General features: G+C 66.1%; 25 protein-coding genes. 16 read left to right on the forward strand and 9 right to left on the reverse strand.

The genetic code is table 11. The features are described from left to right. Positions 1 to 43: 43 nt before the first annotated feature. Positions 44 to 883, forward strand: a complete 840-nt coding sequence (locus RMCB_RS00520) for a helix-turn-helix transcriptional regulator (RefSeq protein WP_131805474.1) — start codon at positions 44 to 46, stop codon at positions 881 to 883. On the opposite strand, the gene RMCB_RS00525 is transcribed toward RMCB_RS00520, so the two are convergent. The 3 genes from RMCB_RS00525 to RMCB_RS00535 form a co-directional block, all read right to left on the reverse strand. Continuing rightward, positions 880 to 1,149, reverse strand: a complete 270-nt coding sequence (locus RMCB_RS00525) for a hypothetical protein (protein ID WP_062827212.1) — start codon at positions 1,147 to 1,149, stop codon at positions 880 to 882. The two genes, RMCB_RS00520 and RMCB_RS00525, sit on opposite strands and share 4 nt — an antisense overlap. Positions 1,150 to 1,288: 139 nt before the next feature. Then, a complete protein-coding gene (locus RMCB_RS00530) occupies positions 1,289 to 1,786 on the reverse strand; it encodes a lipoprotein LpqH (protein ID WP_062827191.1) in 498 nt (165 codons plus the stop codon). Between the two features lie 97 nt (positions 1,787 to 1,883). Beyond that, complete coding sequence (locus tag RMCB_RS00535) at positions 1,884 to 2,726, reverse strand: MAP_0585 family protein (RefSeq protein ID WP_063979556.1); 843 nt, start codon at positions 2,724 to 2,726, stop codon at positions 1,884 to 1,886. A 390-nt stretch (positions 2,727 to 3,116) separates the two neighbouring features. On the opposite strand from RMCB_RS00535, the gene RMCB_RS00540 reads away from it, so the two are divergent. From RMCB_RS00540 to RMCB_RS00570, 7 genes are all read left to right on the forward strand, one after another. Continuing rightward, positions 3,117 to 3,521: a nitroreductase/quinone reductase family protein gene (locus RMCB_RS00540; RefSeq protein WP_062827213.1), complete on the forward strand. Its 405-nt coding sequence runs from the start codon at positions 3,117 to 3,119 to the stop codon at positions 3,519 to 3,521. Between the two features lie 30 nt (positions 3,522 to 3,551). Beyond that, positions 3,552 to 4,391 (forward strand): SDR family oxidoreductase, encoded by an 840-nt coding sequence (locus tag RMCB_RS00545; RefSeq protein WP_062827192.1) that lies wholly within the window; start codon positions 3,552 to 3,554, stop codon positions 4,389 to 4,391. Further along, positions 4,391 to 5,161 carry a fructosamine kinase family protein gene (locus RMCB_RS00550; protein ID WP_062827193.1) on the forward strand — a complete coding sequence of 257 codons (771 nt, stop codon included), beginning with the start codon at positions 4,391 to 4,393 and terminating at the stop codon, positions 5,159 to 5,161. Before RMCB_RS00545 ends, RMCB_RS00550 begins: the two co-directional genes overlap by 1 nt. Before the next feature lie 388 nt (positions 5,162 to 5,549). Beyond that, the gene (locus tag RMCB_RS00555) at positions 5,550 to 7,643 is read left to right on the forward strand and encodes a hypothetical protein (RefSeq protein WP_062827194.1); all 2,094 of its coding nucleotides are present in this window, start codon (positions 5,550 to 5,552) and stop codon (positions 7,641 to 7,643) included. Positions 7,644 to 7,715: 72 nt separating this feature from the next. Continuing rightward, positions 7,716 to 9,317 (forward strand): serine/threonine-protein kinase, encoded by a 1,602-nt coding sequence (locus RMCB_RS36885; RefSeq protein WP_062827195.1) that lies wholly within the window; start codon positions 7,716 to 7,718, stop codon positions 9,315 to 9,317. Positions 9,318 to 9,447: 130 nt separating this feature from the next. Beyond that, the gene (locus RMCB_RS00565; protein WP_062827214.1) at positions 9,448 to 10,143 is read left to right on the forward strand and encodes a hypothetical protein; all 696 of its coding nucleotides are present in this window, start codon (positions 9,448 to 9,450) and stop codon (positions 10,141 to 10,143) included. 36 nt (positions 10,144 to 10,179) lie between these two features. Then, complete coding sequence (locus tag RMCB_RS00570) at positions 10,180 to 10,965, forward strand: maleylpyruvate isomerase N-terminal domain-containing protein (RefSeq protein WP_062827196.1); 786 nt, start codon at positions 10,180 to 10,182, stop codon at positions 10,963 to 10,965. Here RMCB_RS00570 and RMCB_RS00575 read toward each other — a convergent pair. Beyond that, positions 10,962 to 13,046, reverse strand: coding sequence for an acyltransferase family protein (locus tag RMCB_RS00575; RefSeq protein ID WP_084388325.1), 2,085 nt, complete (start codon positions 13,044 to 13,046; stop codon positions 10,962 to 10,964). The two genes, RMCB_RS00570 and RMCB_RS00575, sit on opposite strands and share 4 nt — an antisense overlap. A 144-nt stretch (positions 13,047 to 13,190) precedes the next feature. On the opposite strand from RMCB_RS00575, the gene RMCB_RS00580 reads away from it, so the two are divergent. From RMCB_RS00580 to RMCB_RS00590, 3 genes are all read left to right on the forward strand, one after another. Further along, positions 13,191 to 13,595: a guanyl-specific ribonuclease gene (locus RMCB_RS00580; RefSeq protein WP_036423481.1), complete on the forward strand. Its 405-nt coding sequence runs from the start codon at positions 13,191 to 13,193 to the stop codon at positions 13,593 to 13,595. Continuing rightward, positions 13,592 to 13,870 carry a barstar family protein gene (locus RMCB_RS00585; RefSeq protein ID WP_062827198.1) on the forward strand — a complete coding sequence of 93 codons (279 nt, stop codon included), beginning with the start codon at positions 13,592 to 13,594 and terminating at the stop codon, positions 13,868 to 13,870. The genes RMCB_RS00580 and RMCB_RS00585 overlap by 4 nt, the downstream gene beginning before the upstream one ends. 221 nt (positions 13,871 to 14,091) lie before the next feature. After that, complete coding sequence (locus RMCB_RS00590; RefSeq protein ID WP_029368775.1) at positions 14,092 to 14,664, forward strand: nucleotidyl cyclase domain-containing protein; 573 nt, start codon at positions 14,092 to 14,094, stop codon at positions 14,662 to 14,664. On the opposite strand, the gene RMCB_RS00595 is transcribed toward RMCB_RS00590, so the two are convergent. Then, positions 14,661 to 15,722: a phosphodiester glycosidase family protein gene (locus RMCB_RS00595; RefSeq protein WP_407662089.1), complete on the reverse strand. Its 1,062-nt coding sequence runs from the start codon at positions 15,720 to 15,722 to the stop codon at positions 14,661 to 14,663. The genes RMCB_RS00590 and RMCB_RS00595 overlap by 4 nt on opposite strands. Positions 15,723 to 15,937: 215 nt before the next feature. Between RMCB_RS00595 and RMCB_RS00600 the strand changes: the two genes are divergently transcribed. After that, positions 15,938 to 16,609: an MIP/aquaporin family protein gene (locus RMCB_RS00600; RefSeq protein ID WP_062827199.1), complete on the forward strand. Its 672-nt coding sequence runs from the start codon at positions 15,938 to 15,940 to the stop codon at positions 16,607 to 16,609. Positions 16,610 to 16,631: 22 nt separating this feature from the next. On the opposite strand, the gene RMCB_RS00605 is transcribed toward RMCB_RS00600, so the two are convergent. Next, the gene (locus RMCB_RS00605; RefSeq protein ID WP_062827200.1) at positions 16,632 to 17,867 is read right to left on the reverse strand and encodes a PQQ-dependent sugar dehydrogenase; all 1,236 of its coding nucleotides are present in this window, start codon (positions 17,865 to 17,867) and stop codon (positions 16,632 to 16,634) included. Continuing rightward, positions 17,845 to 18,558: a pirin family protein gene (locus RMCB_RS00610; RefSeq protein ID WP_062827201.1), complete on the reverse strand. Its 714-nt coding sequence runs from the start codon at positions 18,556 to 18,558 to the stop codon at positions 17,845 to 17,847. Before RMCB_RS00610 ends, RMCB_RS00605 begins: the two co-directional genes overlap by 23 nt. A 60-nt stretch (positions 18,559 to 18,618) precedes the next feature. Here RMCB_RS00610 and RMCB_RS00615 point away from each other — a divergent pair, with 60 nt between their 5' ends. Further along, positions 18,619 to 19,395 carry an SDR family NAD(P)-dependent oxidoreductase gene (locus RMCB_RS00615; protein ID WP_029368768.1) on the forward strand — a complete coding sequence of 259 codons (777 nt, stop codon included), beginning with the start codon at positions 18,619 to 18,621 and terminating at the stop codon, positions 19,393 to 19,395. Between the two features lie 79 nt (positions 19,396 to 19,474). Here the strand turns inward: RMCB_RS00615 and RMCB_RS00620 are convergent, their stop codons facing one another. Beyond that, positions 19,475 to 20,599, reverse strand: coding sequence for an NDMA-dependent alcohol dehydrogenase (locus RMCB_RS00620; protein ID WP_062827202.1), 1,125 nt, complete (start codon positions 20,597 to 20,599; stop codon positions 19,475 to 19,477). A gap of 326 nt (positions 20,600 to 20,925) precedes the next feature. Between RMCB_RS00620 and RMCB_RS35940 the strand changes: the two genes are divergently transcribed. Continuing rightward, on the forward strand, positions 20,926 to 22,449 hold the full coding sequence (locus RMCB_RS35940) for a DUF4262 domain-containing protein (protein ID WP_234791945.1): 1,524 nt from the start codon (positions 20,926 to 20,928) through the stop codon (positions 22,447 to 22,449). Then, positions 22,449 to 23,111, forward strand: a complete 663-nt coding sequence (locus RMCB_RS00630; protein ID WP_062827203.1) for a DUF4241 domain-containing protein — start codon at positions 22,449 to 22,451, stop codon at positions 23,109 to 23,111. Before RMCB_RS35940 ends, RMCB_RS00630 begins: the two co-directional genes overlap by 1 nt. 8 nt (positions 23,112 to 23,119) lie before the next feature. Here the strand turns inward: RMCB_RS00630 and RMCB_RS00635 are convergent, their stop codons facing one another. Then, entirely contained in the window at positions 23,120 to 24,136 is a 1,017-nt protein-coding gene (locus tag RMCB_RS00635; protein ID WP_029374232.1) for a sigma-70 family RNA polymerase sigma factor, read from the reverse strand. 13 nt (positions 24,137 to 24,149) lie between these two features. Here RMCB_RS00635 and RMCB_RS00640 point away from each other — a divergent pair, with 13 nt between their 5' ends. Continuing rightward, positions 24,150 to 24,476, forward strand: coding sequence for a hypothetical protein (locus tag RMCB_RS00640; protein ID WP_062827204.1), 327 nt, complete (start codon positions 24,150 to 24,152; stop codon positions 24,474 to 24,476). The last annotated feature ends 27 nt before the right edge of the window (positions 24,477 to 24,503 follow it).

Below are 24,503 nucleotides of genomic sequence, written 5' to 3' on the forward strand. Positions count from 1 at the left end.
TCCGGGTTGGCAGGAGATCCTCCCCAACCTCAGGAGTTTCGCAGTGAGTCGGTTCGACCCACCCGTTGTTGATTCGCGCCGTGAGGCAGCTACCGGGTCTCGCGCGTGGTTCGTTGCTACGTTCGCGACGGCGCCGACAATCGCCCACGAAGCGTGGGCCACCCATGCGCCGCACCGCATCGTCGTGTGCCCGGATCTCAGCGAGTTGAGGCGCAGTCGGCGTCGACCCGCCGGTCCGATGTGCCTGACATCTGCCGACATCTGGGTGATCCCCGTGGCGCAGCGGTCTTTCGCGGTCGGCCACGGACCCATGACCGAGTACTGCGAGATGGAGCTGCCGCCAAGGCCATTCGACGCAACAGCGACCGAACCATTGGTCCAACCCCGCGGATCACTGACCGTGCAACTGCTCGACCGCATCCACCAACTGCGTCGGCGTCGTGACGCCGCGGCGCGATTATTCGCCGATGCGCTCAAAAACGCGCTGCGGCTGCACGTCATCGATTTGTTCACCGTGCAGAATCCGCCCGGGGCACGCCCTGGCCGCCCACTGACCCAACATGACCAGACCGCGCTCCTGGACTACATCGATCAGCACGGCATGGAAGACGACCTGTCGATCGCCGCGCTGTCCGAACGGATGGGGATGACGCCGAGCGTGTTCACCAGGGCGTTCACCGCGGCCTTTCACGCCACGCCGCATCAGTTCATCCTGGACCGTCGCATCGCCCGGGCTAAGCATCTGCTGTGCAACACCGAACAATCGATCACCGAAATCAGCTCAGCTGTCGGCTTTTCCACCCACAGCCACTTCACGACGGCGTTCAAAAAGCGCGTCGGCATGACGCCGGCCGCTTACCGAACCGACGGCACGAACCGCTAGTTCGGTGTGTCGGAGTTCCAGAGGTACCAGTGCACGTTGTCACCTCGATCATCGCCAATCCTGCAGTACCAGTAGGGATATGCGTGGTCATTGATCTGCAGGTGCACGTTCGGACCGTCAGCGCGGCAGTCCGCCTCGGTGTAGTAGAACTCCTCGACGCCGTCGTAGCCCACCACCAGGATGTCGTCGGCGTGTGCCACACCGGACACGTTGGCCAGCGTCGCACCCAGCGCGACCGCACCGGCGATGGCGATCCTCTTCAACACGGTGATCTCCTCACGTTCAGGTCCGGGGCCCGTGCGGCCCAAGCGAATCGTGGGGAGCGTACTCAGCGAGTTCGAAGCTCGCTTTCAGAAAAGGGACAGGCTTTCGAGAATCGGCCAGGTCAATACCGAGCTGTGCGGCTTACGGGCAGGTGAAGTCGAGCTCGAAGGGCTTGGTCACCTGTTGTTGATTCGAGGCGTCCAAGCCGACGGCGGTGCCGGTGATCTTGTAGGAATTGCCGGTCTTGGTGGCCGAGGCATTGCCGTGGCCTGCCGCGGCGTCGGCATAGCCGAGCGTCACACCGTTGACGTTGCCGAGTCCTACGGAATGCACGGCCGGCGGCGAGTCATTGCTGATCACCGCGCCCACACCGGAACTGGCGTCGCCGAGCGTGACATTGATGTCGGATTCCGCGGCGGTGCAGGTCACCGGTCCGGACACATTCTGGGGCTGACCGTCGACGAGGACCGTGGGGGTGCCAGAAGCACTGGCGGCGCCGACTGATGTCGAACCCGAGGTGGACGTGTTGTTGGCCGTGGTGGCAGATGTGCCGGTGGAGCTGCTGTTCGAACATCCGGTGATGGCGCACGCCGCGACCGCTGCGCTTGCCACGCCGATCATCACAACGCGTGTGACCATGTCATCTCCTTGAGAGTTGTAGAGCCCGATAGGTCATCCGCAGGGCGCCGGAACTGCCTGTTGTGCGCGCAGTTCCGACGCCGCCGCGTCGTGCAGGTCAGAACAGCGGGATCCACACACCGAAGAACCAGAAGCCCCAGCCCCCGAACACGGGGTTGAAGATCGGTATCGCGTTGTAGCCGTTGTAGTTGAACGGGCCGAAATCTACTCGGGCCCTGGCGATGTCACGGTCGGGTCCGTCCCAGCGGCGGTTCCAGCCACCGGGAGGCGGCGGGCCGTTCCAGCCGCCGGCAGGAGCGGGGCCGTCCCAATTGGGCGGCGGCCCGCCGGGCGGAGGACCGTCATTCCAGCCCGGACCGCGCTCGGGCGGCGGAGGCGGCGCACCGTTGCCCGGAGTGCTGAACCCGTGCGGAGCGTCCCTCGGGCCGCCGACCTGGTTGTTGCCCCGGTCGAACCGGCCGCCGGGAGCTTGGCCGTTGGGATGGTTGTCGGGTCCATTGTTCTGAGGCCCGTTATTGGGCGGGCCCTGTGGGCCGTTGTTTTGTGGGCCCTGAGGACCGTTGTTCTGCGGGCCTTGCGGACCGTTCGCCGGCGGGTTGCCCTCGGGGCCGCGGCCCTGGGGACCCTGCGGTGCGTTCCCCTGCGGTCCTTGCGGCGGGTTGCCCTGGGGTGCCTGTGGTGCATTGCCCTGAGGACCCTGCGGTGCGTTGCCCTGCGGGCCTTGAGGCGGATTGCCGCGCGGGTTCTGCGGCCCGTTGTTCGGCGCCTGCGGCGGGGTGCCCGGACCGCCCCCATTGCCGCCCGGTCCCGGCTGGCAGTTGGCGGCATTGGCCTGATCGCAGGGCTGCGGCGCTGCCGCGGCCTGCCCTGCCGTCAAGAACGCTGACACGCTGATGCCTGCAGCAGCCGCCGCAGTACCGGCTATGCGTTTCACACTCATGGTGACTCTTTCTCCCCGACCCCCCGCCGTGATGTCACCGCGGGCACAGGACTCCACATTGACACCGTCGTGGGCTTCTAAACTGCGACGGCGGACAGCCGCAGCGAACTTTCAGGCAATCGGCAGCGCTCGGCCTCGAAGTTCAGTGCCAGGTGAGCACGAGCTATGTATCAGCTGTGCGAATCATATTGCCGCAGTGCGTGTTCCCGCATATTCGCGGGTTCCGCGGCAGCGCCGATGGCACCTGACTTCGTCGTTGCCGCCCAACGGCATTGACGCCGCCATGTCGAGTCTCTGTCACCGCTGATTCAACATGGGCCTACGGTACGGTTGGCGGAGTTCCGCCAGGTCTCCCACGCGAGTGACAGCTATCCAATGGAGAGGCACGACATGGTCGACATAAAGTCCTTGAAATTCAGACTCGTCCGCACCGGCCAGCGATTCGTCGTGAACCCGCTGGCGCGACGTTCGTCGAACCTGACCATGCTGGAGACCACGGGGCGCAAGAGCGGCTTACCTCGGTTGACGGCTATCGGGGGCCGACGCCAGGGCGACAGTTTTTGGCTGGTGTCCGAACACGGGTACCGCTCCGACTATGTCCGCAACATTCAAGCCGATCCCCACGTCCGGTTGCGGCTGAGGGGGCAATGGCGTTCCGGCACCGCCACACTGCTACCTGATGACGACACGGCGAAGCGGCTCGACCTCCTCGGCGGGCTCAACAGCGTGGGCGTGCGCGTCGCCGGTACCGACCTGTTGACCATCCGGATCGACCTCGATCCCGTCGGCTCGTAGTCGGTCGCGCCGCGCAGTACCCTCGCCGATATGCCTTCAGTTCTGGTCACCGGTGCAGCCCGTGGAATCGGTAGGGCCATTGTCGAGCACCTGGCCGCCAACGGGTGGGACGTCGTCGCGGGAGTGCGTTCGGAAGCCGATGCGGCGTCGGTCGCCGCGATCGATCCGCATCACGTCTCCACGGTGATCCTGGACGTCACCAATCCCGCGCATATCGATGCGTTGGAGGCCGCGTTGCCACCGCGCTTGGATGCCGTGGTGAACAACGCCGGCATCGTGGTGGCCGGTCCGGTCGAGGTGTTGTCCTCCGATGACTGGCGTAAACAGTTGGAGGTCAACGTGATCGGCCAGTTCTCGGTCACCAGGGCCGTGCTGCCGAAGCTGCGCGAGTCCCGCGGACGGGTGATCTTCATCTCGAGTGTGAACGGTCAGCTGTCGTCGCCGATGCTGGGCGCGTATGCGGCATCGAAATTCGCGCTCGAGGCCGGTGCGGAGGCGCTGCGAATCGAGTTGCGGCCCTGGCGGATACCCGTGGTGGTCGTCGAGCCGGCGCAGACCGACACCGACATGTGGCGCAAGGCCGACGACATGGTGGTGGAAGTGGAGGCCGCGACACCGCCCGCGCAGCGCGCGCTCTACGCCAAGCACATCGAGGGCATGAAGAAGTTCATCCCCGTGTCGAAAAGGCTTGCGGTGCCACCGGCGAAAGTTGTTGCGGTCGTTGAGGAGGCGCTCACCGCTCGCACGCCGAGGGCCCGGTATGTCGTTGGGCTGGGCACCAAGGTCCAGGTCGCCGTCATGCGGAACACGCCTGCGGCAGTGCGGGATCGGATCGTGGCACGAGTCTTCGGCGTGCCTGGCCGGGCTTGATGGAACATTTCGTCAAGCGCAATCCGGCGGCGCCACAAGGGTTTTTCGAAGCGGAAGCAGCTGGACTGCGGTGGCTCGCCGTGGACGGCGGCGTGCCGTGCGCCCGAGTCCTGGCGCATGATGCGACATCGCTGACGCTGCAACGGTTGCAGTCGGTGACCCCGTCGGCGCGCGCGGCGTCTGAGTTCGGCCGAGGCCTGGCGGTCACCCACGACGCCGGTGCTCCGGCGTTCGGGGCTGGGCCCGACGGCTACGCCGGCGCTGGATTTTTCGGTCCGATGGCCGAGCCTCTGCCGATGTCGTTGACCCACCACGATTCCTGGGGCGAGTTCTATGCCGACGAGCGGCTGGGGCCGATGGGCGAGCTCGCTGCCCGGCGGCTCGATGATTCGACGCGTCGAGGCCTGGCCGAGGTGGCGGCATTGTGCCGCGCGGGTCGGTTCGACGACGGTGATGGCCCGGCTCGCCTGCATGGTGACCTGTGGAGCGGCAACGTGATGTGGACGCCCGGCGGTGTGGTGCTGATCGATCCGGCCGCGCACGGTGGGCACCGCGAGACCGATCTGGCGATGCTGGCACTGTTCGGCTGCCCGCATCTGGGGGATGTGCTGGCGGCCTATGAGTCGGTGCATCCACTGCAGGATGGCTGGCAGGACAGGGTTGGCCTGCATCAGCTTTACCCGTTGCTGGCGCATGTGGTGCTGTTCGGTGGGAGCTACGCCTCTCACGTCGCTGCGGTCGTGACGAAACTGTTGACCGCCATCAGCTAACGGCACCTTTGCCGTCGGGTCGCCCGGCCGCGGTACGCGCTTCGATGCACACCGATACGGCAGCAGGGACCGCCGTGCGGCAGCTTGCTGTCGAGAACCCGCAGGTCGCAAGCGTGAGGTGAGATCGGCTAGCGGGTTTGCCGCCAATCTGTGAGTCAGCTGGCAGCAATTGACGCTTACGTAGATGTGGCAGTCCCTGACAGTTGCGTCCGCACAAAATCGGCTCGGCATATTCACTGGCAGACGCGAAAACGATCGGAAAGCGGCGAGCAGACTCTTCTTTTCCAACATGAACGAAAATTTTCCTTAGCAATCGTAGTGATCTAGATCACCGGGGTGCTAGGTTGCCTGAGAGCAACCTGAGATGGTTCCCGAAAGGACTGGTCATATGGCCGTTAAGCACCGCAAGTCGAAGCAGCGGACGACGAAGATCGCGACTATCGGTGCAGCGACGGCAACGGTCACAGCCCTGACCGTCGGTGTTGCCCAGCCAGCCGAGGCAAACGCCGCCGTGGTGAGCCGGGATGTGGCACTGAGCGCGGCTACGGGCCCCAACTACACGCAGATCATCACCGACTCGTCCGACAGCCTGAACAACATTCTGTTCGCGGCCGGGAACTTCGGTGGCGCTGCGGCGGGCGCGTGGGATCCGATCGCATCGGCATTTCCGGCCGGCTGGCTGCCGACGTTCGATGCGGGGACGACACAGCAGGATCTGCTGACGACACAAGGTCTCGCTGCGGCGTTGACTGCAGTGCTGAACAGCCTGAAGGCTCCTGACCTCAGTGCCATTCCTGGTCTCCCCGCCAATGACGCCGCCGATCTCACGACAGCACTCCAGGTCGCCCTTGCGCCGTTGTCGCTGCTTACCGGGGTTGGCACCGACGCCCTCGATCTTGTCAACACAGCGCTTGGGCAGCTTGGCCAAATTCCGCTGGTCGGCGGGCTTCCGTCGCTCGGCAGTCTGATACCCGGACTTCAGGTCACAGACACCAGCTACGAGTCCAGTTACAACTGGGCGCTGCTCGGCCTGAGCGGCCAGACGAATATCAACAATCTGTTTGCACAAATACCCAGTTTGACCGGCACTGCGCTCGTCAACAGCATCCTCAGCACTCTCACGATCGGTGGTCTTTCTGTAGGCAATCTGCCACTCGTCGACAAGCTAAAGCTTGACGGCATCCTTGGGCCGCTCGACATCATCAAGACCCCGTCATTAACCGTCTGGGATCCGTCAGGCGCCGGTGACTACAAATTCCCGTTGGGTGGCGAGATCGGCTGGTTGGCGACCATGCCGGTGCTGGATGTCGGCCCCCTGGATCTGACCTTGCCTATCGTCGGTTCTGTTGTGTCCACCACCGACACGGTCGTGGCCATCCCGATTTTCGCGGGTGGAGTGGCGCTGCCGCTGAACCTCGCCACGTTCGCTACCGTCGCTACGCCTGGGCTCGTATTGCCCACTGCCACAGGTGTTTCCACCTTGCTGGGCACGAATTTGCAGTCGTTCGCGATTCCGTTGCTCGGCGTCAGCTACACCAGCCTGAACACCTTGCAGGCCGGCTATGTGGGCACCAATGGGTTCAACTTCAACAGCGGGCAGACCGTGGGCCTGCTGACCACGCCGTTGGGAGTTCTGCCCATCGTGTACTCGCTGGGTTCGGTCAATGCCGGCACCACAGGATTCGGCTTTACTCTGCCGTCGCTCTTTACGATCGGGGCGTTGCCGCACTTCCAGGTCGGTACCGCACCGACACAGCAGTCTCCGGACGGGCTGATTCCGGCGGACGTGCTGAACCTGGGCCTCGACGTTCCGACCCAAACCGATAGCATCACCCACCTGCTCGGACTTCCAGATGTCGGCAAGACCCTGTCGGACTCAGTGCTGACACCGGTCTTCAACGCAACGGCCGCACCGTTGGGAGCGCAGCTCACCAATTACCTGAACAACAATGTCGGTTCGTGGGCCGACGGGTTCGCGAACTTCGTCAAGCAGTTGACCGCGGCGATCGCGAACGCGTCGTACAACCTGCCGGGCGCGACGAAGCCTGAAGCGACCGCGTCAACGTTGGCCGTCACCAGCACCCCGCAGACAGGGCTGCCCACTCTGCCGTCGGCCAAGACGTTGTCTCTCCCGTCGGTCCCGTCGTCGACCACGAATACCGGCACAACGACCGCGAATTCGACTGCGGACGAGCCGAAGTCCTCGGTGACGGACACCACCTCCAAGGCGACCGACAACACCAAGAAGCTCAGCACCTCGGGAAATACCGCGCGTGACCGGGTGAACACATCGGTCAAGCAGATCAACGACACGGCCAAAAACGCCACCAAGCAGATCAGCGATACCGCCAAGGAGGCGAGCGACAACCTCAACAACATCGCCAAGAAGGGACAGGACGCAGTCAAGAAGACCGTTGCCGGAGCCACGCAGGGCGCCAAGGACACGGCGGACAAGGCCAAGGCCGGAGCATCGTCGAAGTAGCACTACAACAGCAGGGCCCAGGTCGCCACCATCCGGGCGTGCCGACCTGGCCAGCCAACTAGGCTCCCGTACATGCCGTTAGGTGCGGGGGCCAAGTTCGCGGGCTATACCGTGATGTGGCTGTTGGGTTCGGGTGGCATGGGTGAGGTCTATCTGGCCATGCATCCGCGGCTCCCGCGTGAGGATGCGCTCAAAGTTCTGCCTGTCGAGATGAGCGGCGACGCCGAATACCGGGCCCGGTTCACGCGGGAAGCGGATCTGGCGGCGCGCCTGTGGCATCCGCACATCGTCGGCGTCCACGATCGCGGTGAATTCGAGGGCCGGTTGTGGATCGCCATGGACTATGTCGACGGCACCGACGCCGCGCGGCTGGTGCGCGACCAGTATCCCGACGGCATGCCGGCCACCGAGGTCGCGAAGCTCATCAATGCGGTGGCCGCTGCGCTGGATTACGCACACGAGCGTCAGCTGCTGCATCGCGACGTCAAGCCGTCCAACATCTTGCTGACCAACCCCGATCACGGCCAGCGCCGAATCATGCTGGCCGACTTCGGTGTTGCGCGCGCAACCAATGACGACACGGGGCTCACCACCACCAACACCGCGGTGGGATCGGTGGCCTACACCGCGCCGGAGCAGTTGACCAACGACCCCCTCGACGGGCGGGCCGACCAGTATGCGCTGGCGGCGACGGCCTACCACCTTCTTACGGGGGCGCCGCCGTTCGCGCACTCCAATCCGGCGGTGGTGATTGCGAAACGGCTCAGCAGCCCGCCGCCGATGCTCTCCGACACCCATCCGCAGCTGCGGTCGCTGGATTCGGTGCTGATTCGCGCGATGGCGAAAGACCCTGGCGCTCGGTTCAATTCATGCGCGGAGTTCGCCGATGCCTTCGCGATGGGTGCGGTGCTACCGGACCTGACGACGGTGGACCCGCCCACCACGCCGACCCGGGTGGCCGAACCGCCGCGGCCGCATACGCCCGCACCATCGCGTACGCCCGCACCACCGCGTGCCGAACCGCCTCCGCAGCGCGCGGTCCCGCCACCTCTCGTGGTGTCGGGGTGGTCGAGCCCGAGCATCCCGGTGACACCTCCGCCGCAGTCCTCGGGCCCGGCCATCTCGCCGGTCAGCGCAAAACGTGGCCGGAGCCCGCTGCCGTGGATCCTGTCGGCGGTCGTGCTGGTGGTCGTCGTGAGTGCGATTGTGCTGGCCGTCAACATCATCGGCGGGTCCATCACGTCGTCGACCACCAGCGGATCGCTGACCCCGATAACCAGCAAGCCGTCCTCGACCACCACCACGACAACGTCGACATCGCGCACCCAGACGGCCACCGCGAAGCCGCCACTGGTTCCGGGTCCGGATACCCGCAACGAGGATTGCGGTGCGGGCATTCAACTTCCGGGTCAGCAGGGCTGGGCGACCCGCGCCGGGCGCGGTACCCCGGAGACGTCATGCTTTCTGGCGCGCAGCGTCCTGGAGTCCTACTGGGCTGAATATCCGAGTCCCAGCAAGGACCAACGCACCGTCGAGGCGGCGGGCACGGTGCCCTGCACCACCACGGGCAGCCAATGCGCGGGGGACAAGTTCGTGATGACCTGCGGCGTCAACGGCGGCGACGGCTGGATCACCTGCACGGGCGGGAAGAACGCACGTGTCTATCTCTTCTAGCGGCGTTCGGAACACGTTGGCGGCGGTCGTGGTCTGCTGTGTGGTCGTCGCCGGCTGCGCGTCCCCACCGTCGCCGGACCCGAAACCAGCAGGGGCTCCGCCGAATCCCGCAGCCGCGCCCGTCGACACTCTGGGTGAGAGTTTCGCGGCCCTCGCCGCCACCATCCCCGCCGCTGTGGGTGTCGCCGTCGCGTCGGCGGGCGGTACCCGGCTGTTCGGCAACTGGTCCGCAGGCCCGGCGTGGTCGACCATCAAGGTGCCCCTGTCCATCGCCGCGTTGCGCAGTGCGCCCGAGCGGGCGGGTGCGTTGGTGAACAAGGCGATCATGCAGTCCGACAACGCTGCTGCCGAGCAGCTCTGGTCCATTCTCGGCGATCCGGTGGCGGCGTCTCACGCGGTCGAGGCGGTCCTGCGCGACGGCAAGGACATGGGCACCGTCGTGCAATCCCAACGAGTGCGCGACGGCTACAGCGCCTTCGGCCAGACGGACTGGGCGATGCAGGCCCAGGCCGCGTTCGCCGCTCGCTTGCCGTGCCTGGCCGGGGCCGGACCCGTGCTCGACGACATGCACAAACTGGCCTCCGACCAACAGTGGGGACTCGCCGGAGTGGATGGAGTTGCCGCCAAGGGCGGTTGGGGCCCCGGCGTCGACGGCGCCTACCTGGTCCGGCAGCTCGCGACGGTCACCGGCCCGGCGGGAACCTTCGGCGTCGCACTGGCTGCCCAGTCCGACGGCGGCACCTATGATGCCGCCGTCGCGGCCATCAACCAGCTCGGCGACTGGGTCGAACAGCACCGCAACGAATTTCCCGCGATGCACTGCTGAGGGTTTGGGTACGCCGCGAAACGGGTAGGCGCCGAGATGGTGACAGGCACAGTTTCGGACGATGTTCATGCGCTCCTTCCCGAGTGGGAGGGCTTTGCGCAGGCGGTACGGGCCCGCCGCCCGGATGCCGGCACCTGGTGTGAGGGTTGGACCGTACGAGATGTGCTGATTCACAACACCGGCAACGCTGAGGAATTCACCCGCGTGCTGGGTGGCCGGATCCTCGGTGAACCGGTGCCGACGCGCAGTTTCGAAGAACGCGAAGGGCCCTACCACAATATGGGTGACGCCGAACTGTGGTCGGCGTTCATCACCCGATGTGAGCAGCTCGTCGAGGTCTGCGCGGCCGGCGCCGCGGAACTGCTCGCCGACACCCCGATCGAATGGACCGGCCGCACCGTGACACCCGGCTTCTTCGCCGAACACATGCGCGAGGAAATGGTGTTGCACCGCTGGGACATGACCGGTGACGACGCCACGGCGACGCAGTCCCTGTGCGAGCCCTGGATGACCGAGCACAGCGTTTTCGATGTCGGCACCCCGTTGCTCGCCCGGGGAACCACGGGGCTGGATCTCGGCCCGGACGGCCGCATCGAGGGTCGCCTGCGTGTCCCGGGAACCGACGACATTCGAGTGGTCGCGACCGCAGAGGGCAACACGATCGAGATGGTGCCGCAGGAGGGCGAGGCCACCATCGAAAGCGATCCGGCAGTGCGCGCCCTGTTGCTGTGGGGCCGCCGCCCCGCGGACCCGTCACGGTGGCACAGCCAAGCCGGGCCAGATGCGCTACGGCAGTTGCGGACCGTGCTCAGCGGCTATTAGTTGCGCGCCAGCGCGCTCTCGGCGAGGCCGCCCACGACGGGGCTGAGCTGCTGGGCGTATTCGGTGGTGATGTGGTTGTCGTCGCGGAACACCATGGTGTTGCCGATGATGACGGGACAGCGGTCGGCCGTGCAGAAGAACTCCCCGAGATTCGCGTACTGCCCACCGCCGGCCTGCACGGCCGCCGCCTCCGCAGCGATGCCGGTGTCGTTCATGGCGATCGACCGTTGCGGCGTGCAGGCACCGACGTCGTTCATGTGCGCCGACAGGCACGTCGGCACGGTGTCATGGGGATCGGGAACGGGACCGAGCACCAGAACCTTGGCGCCCGTACCGCGCAACTGGGAGACCAACCGCGTCAACGAATCCAGCCACACCGGGTCATAGCTGGTGAAACCGAAGTCGGCACCGTAGCGGCGCACCATGTCGACCACCACGAGCGCCGGGCGCTCCTGCTGAACCCGGGCCAGCACGGTGGCCCGCCACTGCTTGCATTCGGAGAACTCGCGGCCCAGGTACGGGCTGATGATCGGCAGTTTCAACACGGGGCAGGTGACCTTGGCCATGGTCTCCAACCGCCAGCCACGCTGCCGCGCAACGGGTTCCAGTGCCGGGTACCACATGCCCGCGTGTGAATCGCCGATCAGCGCCACCGTGGTCTTCGAATTCACCTGACCGGCGGCGCATTCCGGCGGGGTCAGGTCTTTCCACGACAACACACAGCCGTTGAGAAAAACCTCCGGTTTGGTGATGTTGCCGAGCGACGGCGAGAGGTTCGACGGCACGGCCCGCAGGTTCGCCGACGCCGCCACGGCGGCCCGCAGCTGTTCGGCAGGCGTCAGAATTTTCGGTGCGGGCCCCGGCGCGGGTGCCTGCACAGCGGCCACCGGTACCGCCGCGGGCCCGGACCCGGTCGGCACCGGCCGGACGGCCAGCAGGATCAGACCGGCACACACCGCGACGCCGGTCGCGGTGGCCCCGACCGCGAGGCTCCGCCACGCCGACGCGCGCAGTGCCGCGGCGAACCGGGCCGGATTCTCGATGAGGTGCAGCGTCAGGACCGCCAGGCCCAGCGACATCAGCACCATCAGCACCCGGCCACCCAGCCCGAGTGGGCCACCGAACAGTGCCGGCGCCAACAGCAGCAGCGGCCAGTGCCACAGGTACCAGGAGTAGGACACCCGGCCGATGCCGCGCATCACCGGCAGGGCCAACAGCCGCCCCGCTCCCAGCGTGGGTATCGCGCAGCCGGCACCGATCACCAGGGCGGTGCCCAGCGCAGGCAGCAGTGCCGCGGTGCCGGGGTAGGGCTCCGACGCCCGGATCTGCGTGCAGGTCACCAAGATCAGGGTTAGCCCGCCCCAGCCGGCGATTGCCGCGCACACCGGCGGCAGCGTCCGCCAACTCGCCGCGGTCAACGCGACCAGGCCACCGACCGCCAGCTCCCACGCCCGGCTGGGCAGCGAGAAAAACGCCCACGGCGGCATGGTCTGGGTCCAGGCCAACGACAACGCCAACGATCCGCCCGTCACGGCCAACAGCACCAGTGCGTACGGCGTGGCCGAGCGGGTGCTCCGCCCGGACCGCGTCACCAGCCACGCCACGCCGATGATCAGTGCCGGCCACAGCAGATAGAACTGCTCCTCGACACCGAGAGACCAATAGTGCTGCAGCGGAGATGGCGGGGTGTCGGCGGCGAGGTAGTCGGTGCCCTCGACGGCGAACCGGTAGTTGCCGACGTAGAGCGCGCTGGCGATCGCGTCGCCGAGCACTCCACGCGCCTGCAGCGGCGGCAGCAGCGCGACCGCACCGATCGAGGTGGCCACCAGCACGACCGCAGCGGCGGGCAACAGCCGCCGGGCCCGTGCGGCATAAAACGACGCCAGCCGCACCGTGCCGGTTTGGCCGGCCTCGCGCCACAGCAGCCCCGTGATGAGGAAACCGGAGACGACGAAGAACATGTCGACGCCGATGAATCCGCCGCCGAACCCGGGCACACCCGCGTGATACAGCACGACTGCCAGTACCGCGACGGCGCGCAAGCCTTCGATATCGGGTCGGAATTGCTTGGTGGACGCCATCTTCCGGCCACTCGCGGATACGGCGCGGCGGGACGGGGGTTGTTCGGAAGGGGGCGTTCTGTTCACTCGAGTAACGATCGTGCCATGAGGTTCTGCGGTAACCCGGGATTTGTTGCTAGCGTCGTGGCGGTGCGGCGGGTAGCGATGGCAGTGGTGCTGATCGGGCTGGTGGCCGGCTGCGGTCACAGCGCACCCACGGCCACCAAGACGACGACGGTCACCACAACCACGACCAGTGCGGCCAAGGCCGCCGACGGCACCTGCAACCTCAACGGGCTCCCGCCGGAAGCCGGGCAGACCGTCAAGCTCATCGAATCCGGCGGCCCATTCCCGTATCCGAAAAACGACGGCGTGGTCTTCGGCAACTTCGAACGCGTCCTGCCGCAGCACGAACGCGGCTACTACCACGAGTACACGGTGCCGACACCGGGCGCGAAGAATCGGGGCGCCCGCCGCATCGTCACCGGCGGGCAGCCGCTGAACCATCCGCCGGAGTTCTACTACACCGGCGACCACTACCAGAGCTTCTGCCGGATCGGAGGCACGTGAAGACCTATCGGATCGACGGGGCCGCGGTCACATCCAAAGCCGACCTGTTCACCGAGATCGGCCGCGCTGTCAATGGAGACGGCGGCTACTTCGGCTCCAACTTCGACGCGCTCGCCGATTGCCTGCGCGGTGGGTTCGGTACCCCCGACAACGGCAAGTTCAGGTTCGTCCTGACCGACTACAAACACGTGAAGACGGCGCTCGGACCCGACGCCTGGAGCACGCTGCTCAACGTCTTCACCAGTGAATCCGTCGATTTGTGGCTGACCGCCTGAACGTTCATCAGCAAACCTTGTCTGCTGCATCTGATGGGTATCCGACGGCCACAAACCCGGCGTACCCGCGAGTTAGCAACCGCGTTCCGCGGCAACGGGGTTGACGCCGCTAACACCGTCTGAGCGCACCGGCCGCACGTCCCGCGCAAGGCGGTTACGCTGGCTTTCTGTGGTGTGCTCGCCGGCACCGCGGAATTGACGAAGACTGGAGCGACGTGGGCATGACCGAAAAGCAACCAACCGGGACGGTGACGTTGCTGATGGCTACCGCCGAGGGGTCGGCACGCCTGTGGCAAACGCAACCCGGGGATATGGCCGCCTCGCTGCCATGGTTGCGAGCGACGATGAGCCACTTGATCGCCCTCAATGACGGTGTTCTGCGCGGCGGCGAATACGCATGTGACAGTTTCGTCGCCACATTCGGCCGGGCCTCCGACGCGGTGGCCTGCGCACTCGACCTGCAATTGGCGCCGTCGGATCCGTTCTCGTTGTGCATCGGCCTGCACACCGTCGAAATGCGCAGCCGCGAGTCCGTCGCCACCGTGAGCACGGATGTCGCTGCGCGGCTACGGGATATGGCCCACGGAGGTCAGACGCTGATGTCGGTCACGACGGCATCCCTGGCCGCGGACCGCCTGCCCGCCGGGGCGTCGCTGATGTACATCGGCGACCACGACCTGGGCGAGATGCCTTGGCATGAGCGGCCTTTCCAGCTTCGGCACGCCGGAGTGCGCGATCAGTTCCGGTCGGTGCGCGCGTCGGACGACACCGTCGCTCAGCATCACTTGAACTAGTTGAAACCGAGCCAGCTGGGCAGGGCGCGTTCGCGCGAATCGCACAGCACGGCGCGGGTGTCGCAGTTGCCGCGCGGCGAGCCTGCGCCACTCCACATGCCGCCGGTGTCACGACGCAGCACGATTGCCGATGAGCCGCCGCCGTCGAGCAACAGTGCGTTGTCCGCGCCCAGACCACGGAAAAGATCCTGCATGTTGTCCGGGGTGTAGCTGCCGCCCTGGAACACGTAGAACTGGTCGGCCGCCCGGTTGTAGCCCAGCGCGGTACGAGCGGCACTGGGGCCGTTGTCGTTGAGCTGGCCGGTGTCGCCCGGGGCCAGCAACCCGATGCCGGAGACCGCGACGAACCGGGCGTTCTGGTCGAACAGCCGCTGGATCACCGGGGTGGCCGCGTCGTAGTCGTCGGGGCCCTTGGGCATCACGACGTACGGAGCCCCGCCGGTCGGCAGGATCATGGTGGCCAACGCCGTCCACCGCTCGTCGCCACCCGAGAGGCCCTGCTTGCCGGCGTAGGCCAGGGTTCCGGTCACGGCCGTGTTGGCGCGGCCCTGCCCGCGGGTGTTGTCGACGTATGCGCCCAGCGGTGAGCTGCAGCCGGTGTCACGCCACGAGCCGCCCTTCTGGCCGCGCACGTCGAAGAAGTTGGCGTTGACTGCGATGGTCGGCTGGCCCAGCGCTTGCCAAGCCTGAAGGGGCGCATAGGTTTCGGAGGCCTGCCAGAGTCCTTCGCTGGTACGGGCACCCGGCGTGCGCTCACAGCGGGACTGATAACCCTGATGGCTGTCGACGAGCAGCCGTGGGCTCAGCCGCGACGAGGCGTTCTTGACGATCATCAAGTGGCCGCCGTTGTTCAGCGTGTACTGGTTGCCCGACGCCGACACGAACGGTGCCGCGAACTGCCCGCCGAAGTTGTAGACGAGGTACGAGCCCTTGGTGTTGGCGATGGCGCCGAGCAGAAGCGCCTTGGCGTCCTCGGCCCGCGCCGTCGGCGTCCCGCCGGTACTCAACACAGCGCACAACGCGAGGGTGGTCGCACCTGCTACCACACGTTGTTTCAGTTTTGCCAGCGCAGGCACGCTGTACACAATAACCACACAGGAAACTCTGTCAACATTAGTAACACTACAATCTCGATTGGGTACCGGACGTGCGACTTAGCAGGTAGGCGCGGTATTCACCCGCTTGGGCGGCACGGCGATTCCTGCTGGCGGGCATTCAGCTATTGCAGTTAGCTGTGGCGACTTCGGCCGCGGCGACGATGAAGCTGTGAGCCATGCAGACAAGCACCTTGCTCCTCGATAAGCGTCCCCAAATCCGCAGTGTCGCTGTCAAATACGCAGTCGAAGCCATCGGAACCTTCTTCCTGGTGTTCACCGTCGGCGCCTGCGTGCGCGGCGGCGGCGTGCTGGCCCCGCTGGCCATCGGCGCTGTGCTGATGGTCATGGTCTACGCCGGTGGCCACATCTCCGGCGGGCACTACAACCCCGCGGTGACGCTGGCCGTCCTGGTCCGGCGCCGGATCGGCCTGCGCGACGCGTGCGGTTACTGGGCTGCCCAACTGGTCGCAGGCCTCGCGGCGGCCCTGGTGGTTCCGGCGGTGATCGCCGACCACGGCCCTGCCCTGGTTCTGACCGGTCATATCGGAGCCGCGTTCTGCGCCGAGCTGCTCTTCACGTTCGCCTTGTGCTTCGTCGTACTCAACGTGGCGACCAGCAAGGACCACCCCGACAACTCGTTCTACGGACTGGCCATCGGGTTCACCGTCGCGGCCGGGGCCATCGCCGTGGGCGGCATCTCCGGCGGCGCGTTCAACCCCGCGGTGGTGTTCGGCGGGGCTGCCATGGGCCTGTTCGCCCTGCCCACGCTGTGGGTGTACCTGGCGGCCCAGTTGCTCGCGGCTGTCGCGGCAGGCCTGGCCTTCCGGGCTCTCAACCCCGCCGACTGATATCTCGACTGCGTTGCCCTGGTTACGTTTTCGGCGTCAGCCGGTACACCGCGCCCGCGGCGTCGTCGGTGATGTACACCGCGCCATCGGGTCCTGTGACCGCAGCGACCGGCCTGCCCCACCGCGAACCGTCGTCATCCTGGAACCCGCCGACCAGGGTCTGCTGTGGGCCCAATGTGCCGTCGTGCCAACCGAAGAACGACACCTCGGGAGCTTGGGCGCTGGCGCGGTTCCACGAGCCGTGCACACCCACCACCGCACCGGGACCGAACCGCGCCAGGTCGGTGAAGCTCATCCCGAGCGGGGCCGAATGCGCGGGCATGGCCTGCTCCAGCGGCGGCAGCGCCGCACAGTCCAGCTTGCTGCCGTCGGCGTTGGTCTGCATGTCGCGGATGAAGCCGACCGGCGCGGGGCCGTCGGGATTGCAATAGGGCCAACCCAATTCGCGCCCCGGCCAGAGCTTCGCGACCGATTCCGGCGGATGATCGTTGACGTAGTCCTGGTCCACCTTGCCGCCAGGATCCGCGACGTTGTCGCGGTTGTTCACCGCGGTCCACAACGACCCGTCGGGAGCCAACGCCAGGCCGGTGCCGTTGCGAACCCCGGTCGCGAACGGCTGGGCCGGGCCGCCGCCGGGTGGCACGCGCATGATGGTGGCCCGCGGCGGGCTGGCGGTCCGGTCCTCGGCGGAGATGTTGCCCGTCGAGCCGATCGAGAAGTACACCGCGCCATCGCGTCCCACCGCCACACTCTTGAGCGCATGGGCATAGGCGCCGTGTAGGTCGGGGCTCTTGGCGTCGGGAAGGTCTGCGGCGATGGTGCGGGGATTGACGGCGTGGCCGTCTGCGTAGTCATAGGCGTCGATCTGGTCGCTCTCGGCGACATAGAGCGTGGACCCGGCGAAGGCCATGCCGTGTGGCTGGTCCAGGCCGGCCAACACCACCTGCCGCGTCGGCAGTACCTGCACGACCTGACCGGTGCCCGGTACCGAGACCAGGAGCCTGCCATCGGGCGTCCACGCTGCCATCCTGGCGCCCGGGACCCGTGCGAGGACGGTCAGCGTCCAGCCGGGAGGTACCTGCGCGTGGCGGGGCCGGTCGAACGGCGACTGCGCGAGGACATCCGGCACCTCGACGGCAACCGTGGACAGGCCCGCAGGCACGGGCGGCGGGTTCGGTGCCGGTGAGGGCGGAGAGCTGCAGGCCGCCGTCGCGACCAGAACCGCTGCGAGCGCGCTACGAGCCGCCCAGGCTCGCATGCATCTCCCACACCAGGATCTCGGCGTCCGTCGACGCGCTCACGCGCTGGCCGCCGCTGGCGGTGAGGCGGGCGGCGTCGCCCGTCGTCAGCTCACCGGAGTCTTCGAGCGTCACCGTGCCCCGCGTGACGAACACGTGTACGTACGGAGCGTGCGGCAACTCGAGCGCGTCACCGGAGTGCAGCCGGGCGCCGTACAGCGTCGCGTTGCGGTTGTGCAGCGTGACGGCGGCGTCGGTGGCCCCCGACGCAATGGGCGTCAGAGAATTGGTGAGCTCGATCTCCCGCTGTTGATAGCCCGGTGTCACGTTGGCCTCGTCCGGCAGCACCCACATCTGCACGAAATGGACTGGGGTGGCCGAAGATCCGTTCTTCTCCGAATGCGACACCCCGGAACCCGCCGACATCCGTTGCGCCAGGCCGGGATAGATGACACCGGAGTTGCCCATGGAATCGCGGTGTGCGAGTTCGCCGTCCAGCACCCAGGTCACGATTTCCATGTCGCGGTGCGGGTGGGTGTCGAATCCTGAAGCGGGTTTGACGATGTCGTCGTTGTTGACCAGCAGCAGCCCGTGATGGGTGTTGGCGGGGTCGTAGTAGTCGCCGAACGAGAACGAATGCCGGGACTGCAGCCATTCGGTGGTGGTGAGGCCACGGTCGCCGGCGCGGCGAATGTCGACGATCGGAGGCATGCCGCCCAGCTTAGCGACCTACCGTCAACCCACCGGTCGGCCGGACTTAGTGTGTGAGTCGTGGATATCAATGGAGCTAGCGCAATCGTCACCGGTGGCGCATCAGGTATCGGCGCGGCAACTGCCCGCCAGTTGGCTGCCAAGGGAGCCCGCGTCGTCGTGGCTGACCTGCAGGCCGAAAAGGGCGAGGCACTCGCCAAAGAGATCGGCGGCGTGTTCGTCACCGTCGACGTGACCGACACCGACCAGATCATCGACGCGGTCAACACCGCCGCCGACCTCGGTCCGCTGCGGGCCCTGGTGAACTCGGCCGGCATCGGCTGGGCCCAGCGCACCATCGGCAAGGACGGCCAGTTCGAATCGGCCCACAATCTGGATGTCTACAAGAAGGTGCTCGCGATCAACCTGGTCGGCACCTTCGATTGCATCCGGCTGGCCGCCACCGCGATGAGCCGCAACGAGCTCACCGACACCGGCGAACGCGGCGCGATCGTCAACATGACCAGCGTCGCGGCCTTCGACGGCCAGATCGGCCAGGCCGCCTACTCGTCGTCCAAGGGCGGCGTCGTCGGCCTGACCCTGCCGGTCGCGCGTGACCTGTCCGCTGTCGGCATCCGCGTCAACACCGTGGCCCCCGGCCTCATCGACACCCCGATCTACGGGGAAGGGGAAGCGTCCGAAGCCTTCAAGGCCAAGCTCGGCGAATCCGTGCTCTTCCCGCACCGCCTGGGCAAGCCCGAGGAGCTGGCCTCGATGGTCATCGAACTGATCACCAACTCGTACATGAACGCCGAGGTCGTCCGCGTCGACGGTGGCATCCGGATGCCACCCAAGTAGCCTCTCCCCGCGAGCAGACGCGAAATCCCCCTTTTCCACGGTGAAAAGGGGGATTTCGCGTCTGCTGGGCAGGGAAGCGTTACCAGTCGGCCTCGTCGAACTTGATGACGCCGCGAATATTGTTGCCGTCCAACATGTCCTGATAGCCCTGGTTGATGTCCTCGAGCTTGTAGGTGCGCGTGATCATGTCGTCGATGTTCAACAGCCCCGACTTGTACAGCGCGGTGAGCCGTGGCGTCTCCACATGTGAGCTACCGCCACCGAAGATGTTGCCCTTCAACGTCTTCTGCAACATGGTGAACAGGAACAGGTTGAGTTTGACGTCGGCGTCCACCATCGACCCCATACCCGTCACCACACAGGTGCCCGTCTTGGCGGTGAGGATCATGGCCTCTTCGATGTACTCGCCCTTCATCTCGCCGACCGCGATGATCACCTTGTCGCCCATCAGGCCCCAGGTCGTCTCCATCACCGGCGCGATGGCCTCGGCCATCGACGGGTAAACGTGCGTGGCGCCGAACTTGATGGCCTGCTCACGCTTCCACTCGTTCGGGTCGATGGCGATGACCTGCTTGGCACCCGAGATCACCGCGCCCTGCAGCGCACTCATGCCGATACCGCCGACGCCGACGATGATGACCGTCTCGCCCGGCTTGACTTCGGCGACGTTGGTGGCCGAGCCGAAGCCCGTCGGCACCGCGCAACCCATGATGGCCGCAGTCTCGAACGGGATGTCCTTGTCGATCTTGACGACCGAATCCTTGTGCACGGTCATATACGGCGCGAAAGTGCCGAGGAGGTTCATCGGCGACACCTCACGGTCGCCGGCATGGATGCGGCTGGTGCCGTCGGCGATCGCCTTGCCGCCCAGCAGCACGGCGCCACGGTCACACAGCGACCGGAAGCCCTTCAGACACGGCGGACATTCACCGCAGGCCGGGATGAAGGCGAGGATGACGTGGTCGCCCTCCTCGATGCCGGTGACGTTCTTGCCGACCTTCGTGACCACACCGGCACCCTCGTGGCCGCCGAGTGCGGGCAATCCGATCGGGGTGGCTCCCGTGGTGATGTGGTAGTCGGAGTGGCACATGCCCGCGGCATGCATCCGGATCTGTACCTCGTCGGCGACGGGGTCCCCGAGATCAATCTCGTGGACCTTGAACGGCGAATTGAGTTCCCACAGCAGAGCGCCCTTGGTCTTCATGACAGGCGATAATAGAACACGTTTCAGATTTGTCCAGGATAGAGCTGTGACCTGCGCATTTGGGTGCTTGATTTCATCGCGATGCCCGCGGCCGCGAGCGCTGGCTCCCCGGGTGCCACGCCGAATCGCCCGCGCCGGTCGACGGACAGAGGCGGTCAGGCGCGGCGTCGGACAGGTTTGCTTGGTGTGACATTCAGCAAATCACTATGCCGCATCAATATGCATTGTGATATGCAATTGAGTCATGTGTGGCAAATGCACGTACGGCTGTTCTCTGATCGCTGGCGGCTACGGTGACCGGTAGCGAGTGTTTCTGCATCGGCTGTGTGGATTACGGGAACCGGGACGCCTACGACGACTCCGACCGCAGGTTGATCGCCGACGTGGAAAGACACGGTCACCAGTGCATAGCGATCGGGCCCACCGCGCCCGACGACCCACCGCCGTACGCCTTCACCGCCGGGCTGTGGCACACCCACCGGCAGCCCGAACTCGCGATCTACGGAGTGGGCGATCTCGACCTGATGACAAGCGTGCTCAACCAGGTCGTCGCCCGCGCGAACGCCGGCGACCATCGGCTGGCTCCCCACGACCGATTCTCCGGCGTCATGGGATTGCGAGATGTCGCGCCCGACGATTACTGGGTGAAGCTGATGCCGATTCACCCGAGCTGGTACAAGAGCCAGTTCGGGATGGCGCTGTTCTTCAACGGTGTCAACGCGGTGGAATTCCTGCAAGTGGTGTGGCCGGACGAAGCCGGACGCTATCCCGGTGAACCCGGATTCGACGCGAACTTCGCAGACCGCCAACCCCAGATGTGGCTTCCGGTGGCTGATCATCCGCCCGGGGTGTGGCTGCGGCAGGGCGTGCGCTCGATAGATGACCCAATTACCAACAAACAAGGGGACTTTCGCAAAGTGGGAACATGGGGCACCGGACCGTTCGACAACGATACGGCCGGCGACTGGGCCAAAAAATTCGATGACACACCCCCGGGCGCCCGGTTGGCGTTCCTGGAACGCACCTTTGGACAGGTGCGTGGGGCAGACTTCCTCGACAACAAAGAATGCGAAGAGGTGATCGCGGCTGCCGCGGTCGTGGCTGCTCTGCTGCCGGGCGGACCCGTCATCGACACCGCCATGGGCCCCGAAAACCTCGGCGATGAACAAGGGCTCGAGATTTCGGAAAGCCTGCGCAACTCGGCAGTCGCCGCGCTGCGCGAAGTGTCCCGACCGGACTCCGAATGGACTCAGCTGTGGGCGGAATCCGGGTATGAACCCGAGGCGCAGTCGGTCGTGACTCAGCTGATCTCCGACCTCGAACCGTATGGGGATTGGGGGCCGTTCCGCACTCTCGAAGAGGCGCTACCGGCGCATCTGCGCGACGCCGCGCAAGCTCTGGAGGCGCTGCGCGGCATCGTCGATTACGAAGCGGTACAGGCGTTCATAGTCGAACGCTTCGTCAAGGAAAAAGACTGGGGTCGGGCCCTCTACCAAGAGGTCACCGTGCTCGACGGCGATCGGCTGATCCTGTGGATGGGTGACGACGTGCGGGATGGGGACGGGCTGGCGTTGTTCGAGTCGGCGCTGCGAGTGATCCCGCTGTCCTGGCTCTACGACGTCTCGCTCGACGAGCGCTATCGCACCGAAGCGGGCAGGCGAGTCTTGCACAGCGTGGAATTGCGGCTGTACGTCGGAGTCGGTGACTATGCCAAGCGCGTCCGCGGTACCAAGAAGACCCGGCTCTACACCGAGCAGTTGACGTTCAGCAAGTCTGAATCCGACGGCGGATCCGCTCAAATGCTGCGGCTCATCGAGTTTGGCCGGGCGGCAAGCAAACTGGTGCGCTGATGCGGCTGATCGATTTCTACGCGCTGCGCAGCGGGGTGGCGCCGCTCAACGAACGGGCCTGCGTACTGTCACTCCGCGATGCCGGGACGCTCACCGTCACGTCCGGTCAGATCGAGATCGCCGACCCGATCAACTTCGGTCAGGGCTTCGTCGCGGATCTCCCGGCCGGTGTGCACCCTGTGCGCTTGACGATTGCCGACGTGTCCGAACGGCTCGACCGCAGCCATTTGCGGGTGGCTTACCTCAGCGTGAACGTGCGTGACGATCCGCCCGCGAGCGTTGAAAGTGTGGTGCCCGTCGGTAAGCCTGCACCCGAGCCCGGTCGGGTGTACTGCGTCGCCGTCGATTGCGCCATGGTGGGCGTGGCGGACGCCGCCGAGGCGAAGCGAATTAGCGACCTGCCGTATGAGCAGACCAGGGATTGGTTCGACGATGGTCTCTTCGCCGAGCGCGCCTATGAAACCGCTGACGACTACGTTGCGCCGCAGGACATCCCGTTGTTCGCCGCCGGTGCAGGCGAAAACTACGTGACCTGCCCGTCCGGGTGGGGCGACGGGCGCTACGGCGTCTTCGCGACACGCAACGCCCGCGGCGAATTGTGCGGCCTACACGTCGATTTCGAGGTCGTCTACGACCGCACTGCCGACTACTCGGCCGACTGAACCCAGACTCATAGTGTCGCAGGCAGCCCGAACTTCTCGAACAATGACTGGTCCATGAACGCCACGACATGGGATATGCCGTCAGCGCCGATGGCCAGCACGTGGAGCTGGAACGCTTCGTGCACGCCGGTCTCGGGATTGCGCATGTACATCGCCGCGGCGGGCTGGTCGTTGGCGGTCGTCGGGATGAACCGCATGTCGCCGGCCTTCTCGGCGGGGCACTTGTTGCGCGACAGATCGCCGATGGCCTGCGGGCCGCGGTACCAGCTGTCGAACGGTGGCATTTCCCAGATGGCCTCGGCAGTGAAGAGCTCGACGAGTTTGTCGATGTCGTAAGCCTCGAACGCGGCGATGTAGCGGCTCAGCATGTCCTGCGCTTCGGGCGACTCGGGCGCGACGACCCGGGCGTCCTGTGTCGGGTTCGCGGCTTCGAGCTGGGCCCGTGCGCGTTGCAGGAGGCTGTTGACGGCGGCGGTGGAAGAACCCAGCGCACCGGCAACTTCCGAGGCCTTCCACTGCAATACCTCGCGCATCACCAGCACGGCACGCTGCCGGGGCGAGAGGTGTTGCAGCGCCGCCACGAACGCCAGCCGGACCGACTCGCGGTCGCCGACGATGTTCACCGGGTCGGCGGACTCGTCGGGCAGCGGCTCAAGCCAGGGCACTTCGTGGTGCTCGGCGATGTCCTCTGTTCCCGTCGAGCTCGGGGTCCCCAGGCCTGACGGCAGGGGCCTGCGCTGGCGGCCTTCCAGGGCGGTCAGGCAGGTGTTGGTGGCGATCCGGTAGAGCCAGGTGCGGATCGACGATTTGCCTTGGAAGCCCTCGTAGGACTTCCACGCGCGCAGGTAGGTCTCCTGCACGAGATCCTCGGCGTCGTGCAGCGAGCCGGTCATCCGGTAGCAGTGCGCGAGCAGCTCGCGCCGGTACTGCTGGGCGTCGGCGAGGAAGGCGTCAGCCGGACTGCCGCTGTCGAGTGAAGGTGCGAGCACGGTCACGTTGTCGAGCCTACGCACGCCCACCGACAACTACGATCGAAAAATGGCTCGGCGGGGGGTGGACGGCTGGAACATCGCGGCATTTGTGCTGTATGTCCTGCTCGTCCCGGCCGCGTTCATCGAATTCATGATGAGTGCTCTTGGCTTCGGCATGGCCACCGACGGCTGCCACGACGCGGCCTGCGATGCCAGCTACCACGAAGAAGCGGCGATCATCACCGTGGGCGTCGGATTGGCCGTGGTGTTGGTGGCCACCGGCGCGATCATGCTCTACGGGTTGACCCGCGGGAAGATCGTCATCATCTGGCCGTTCGTCGCCGCGGCGGCGATGGTCGGCGTGTTCGTCCTCGGGACCGCAGTGCTGCATTAACTGTTCACCTGTACCCCGCTACGCTCG

It is taken from the genome of Mycolicibacterium brisbanense, assembly GCF_001570425.1.
Lineage (GTDB): Bacteria > Actinomycetota > Actinomycetes > Mycobacteriales > Mycobacteriaceae > Mycobacterium > Mycobacterium brisbanense.

What these genes read in the sequence shown, in the direction of transcription:
- RMCB_RS00530 (WP_062827191.1), bottom strand. Translation starts at nt 1,786, where the DNA reads ATGGTCACACGCGTTGTGATGATCGGCGTGGCAAGCGCAGCGGTCGCG.
- RMCB_RS00535 (WP_063979556.1), bottom strand. Translation starts at nt 2,726, where the DNA reads ATGAGTGTGAAACGCATAGCCGGTACTGCGGCGGCTGCTGCAGGCATC.
- RMCB_RS00540 (WP_062827213.1), top strand. Translation starts at nt 3,117, where the DNA reads ATGGTCGACATAAAGTCCTTGAAATTCAGACTCGTCCGCACCGGCCAG.
- RMCB_RS00545 (WP_062827192.1), top strand. Translation starts at nt 3,552, where the DNA reads ATGCCTTCAGTTCTGGTCACCGGTGCAGCCCGTGGAATCGGTAGGGCC.
- RMCB_RS00550 (WP_062827193.1), top strand. Translation starts at nt 4,391, where the DNA reads ATGGAACATTTCGTCAAGCGCAATCCGGCGGCGCCACAAGGGTTTTTC.
- RMCB_RS00555 (WP_062827194.1), top strand. Translation starts at nt 5,550, where the DNA reads ATGGCCGTTAAGCACCGCAAGTCGAAGCAGCGGACGACGAAGATCGCG.
- RMCB_RS36885 (WP_062827195.1), top strand. Translation starts at nt 7,716, where the DNA reads ATGCCGTTAGGTGCGGGGGCCAAGTTCGCGGGCTATACCGTGATGTGG.
- RMCB_RS00570 (WP_062827196.1), top strand. Translation starts at nt 10,180, where the DNA reads ATGGTGACAGGCACAGTTTCGGACGATGTTCATGCGCTCCTTCCCGAG.
- RMCB_RS00575 (WP_084388325.1), bottom strand. Translation starts at nt 13,046, where the DNA reads ATGGCGTCCACCAAGCAATTCCGACCCGATATCGAAGGCTTGCGCGCC.
- RMCB_RS00580 (WP_036423481.1), top strand. Translation starts at nt 13,191, where the DNA reads ATGGCAGTGGTGCTGATCGGGCTGGTGGCCGGCTGCGGTCACAGCGCA.
- RMCB_RS00590 (WP_029368775.1), top strand. Translation starts at nt 14,092, where the DNA reads ATGACCGAAAAGCAACCAACCGGGACGGTGACGTTGCTGATGGCTACC.
- RMCB_RS00600 (WP_062827199.1), top strand. Translation starts at nt 15,938, where the DNA reads ATGCAGACAAGCACCTTGCTCCTCGATAAGCGTCCCCAAATCCGCAGT.
- RMCB_RS00605 (WP_062827200.1), bottom strand. Translation starts at nt 17,867, where the DNA reads ATGCGAGCCTGGGCGGCTCGTAGCGCGCTCGCAGCGGTTCTGGTCGCG.
- RMCB_RS00610 (WP_062827201.1), bottom strand. Translation starts at nt 18,558, where the DNA reads ATGCCTCCGATCGTCGACATTCGCCGCGCCGGCGACCGTGGCCTCACC.
- RMCB_RS00620 (WP_062827202.1), bottom strand. Translation starts at nt 20,599, where the DNA reads ATGAAGACCAAGGGCGCTCTGCTGTGGGAACTCAATTCGCCGTTCAAG.
- RMCB_RS00630 (WP_062827203.1), top strand. Translation starts at nt 22,449, where the DNA reads ATGCGGCTGATCGATTTCTACGCGCTGCGCAGCGGGGTGGCGCCGCTC.
- RMCB_RS00640 (WP_062827204.1), top strand. Translation starts at nt 24,150, where the DNA reads ATGGCTCGGCGGGGGGTGGACGGCTGGAACATCGCGGCATTTGTGCTG.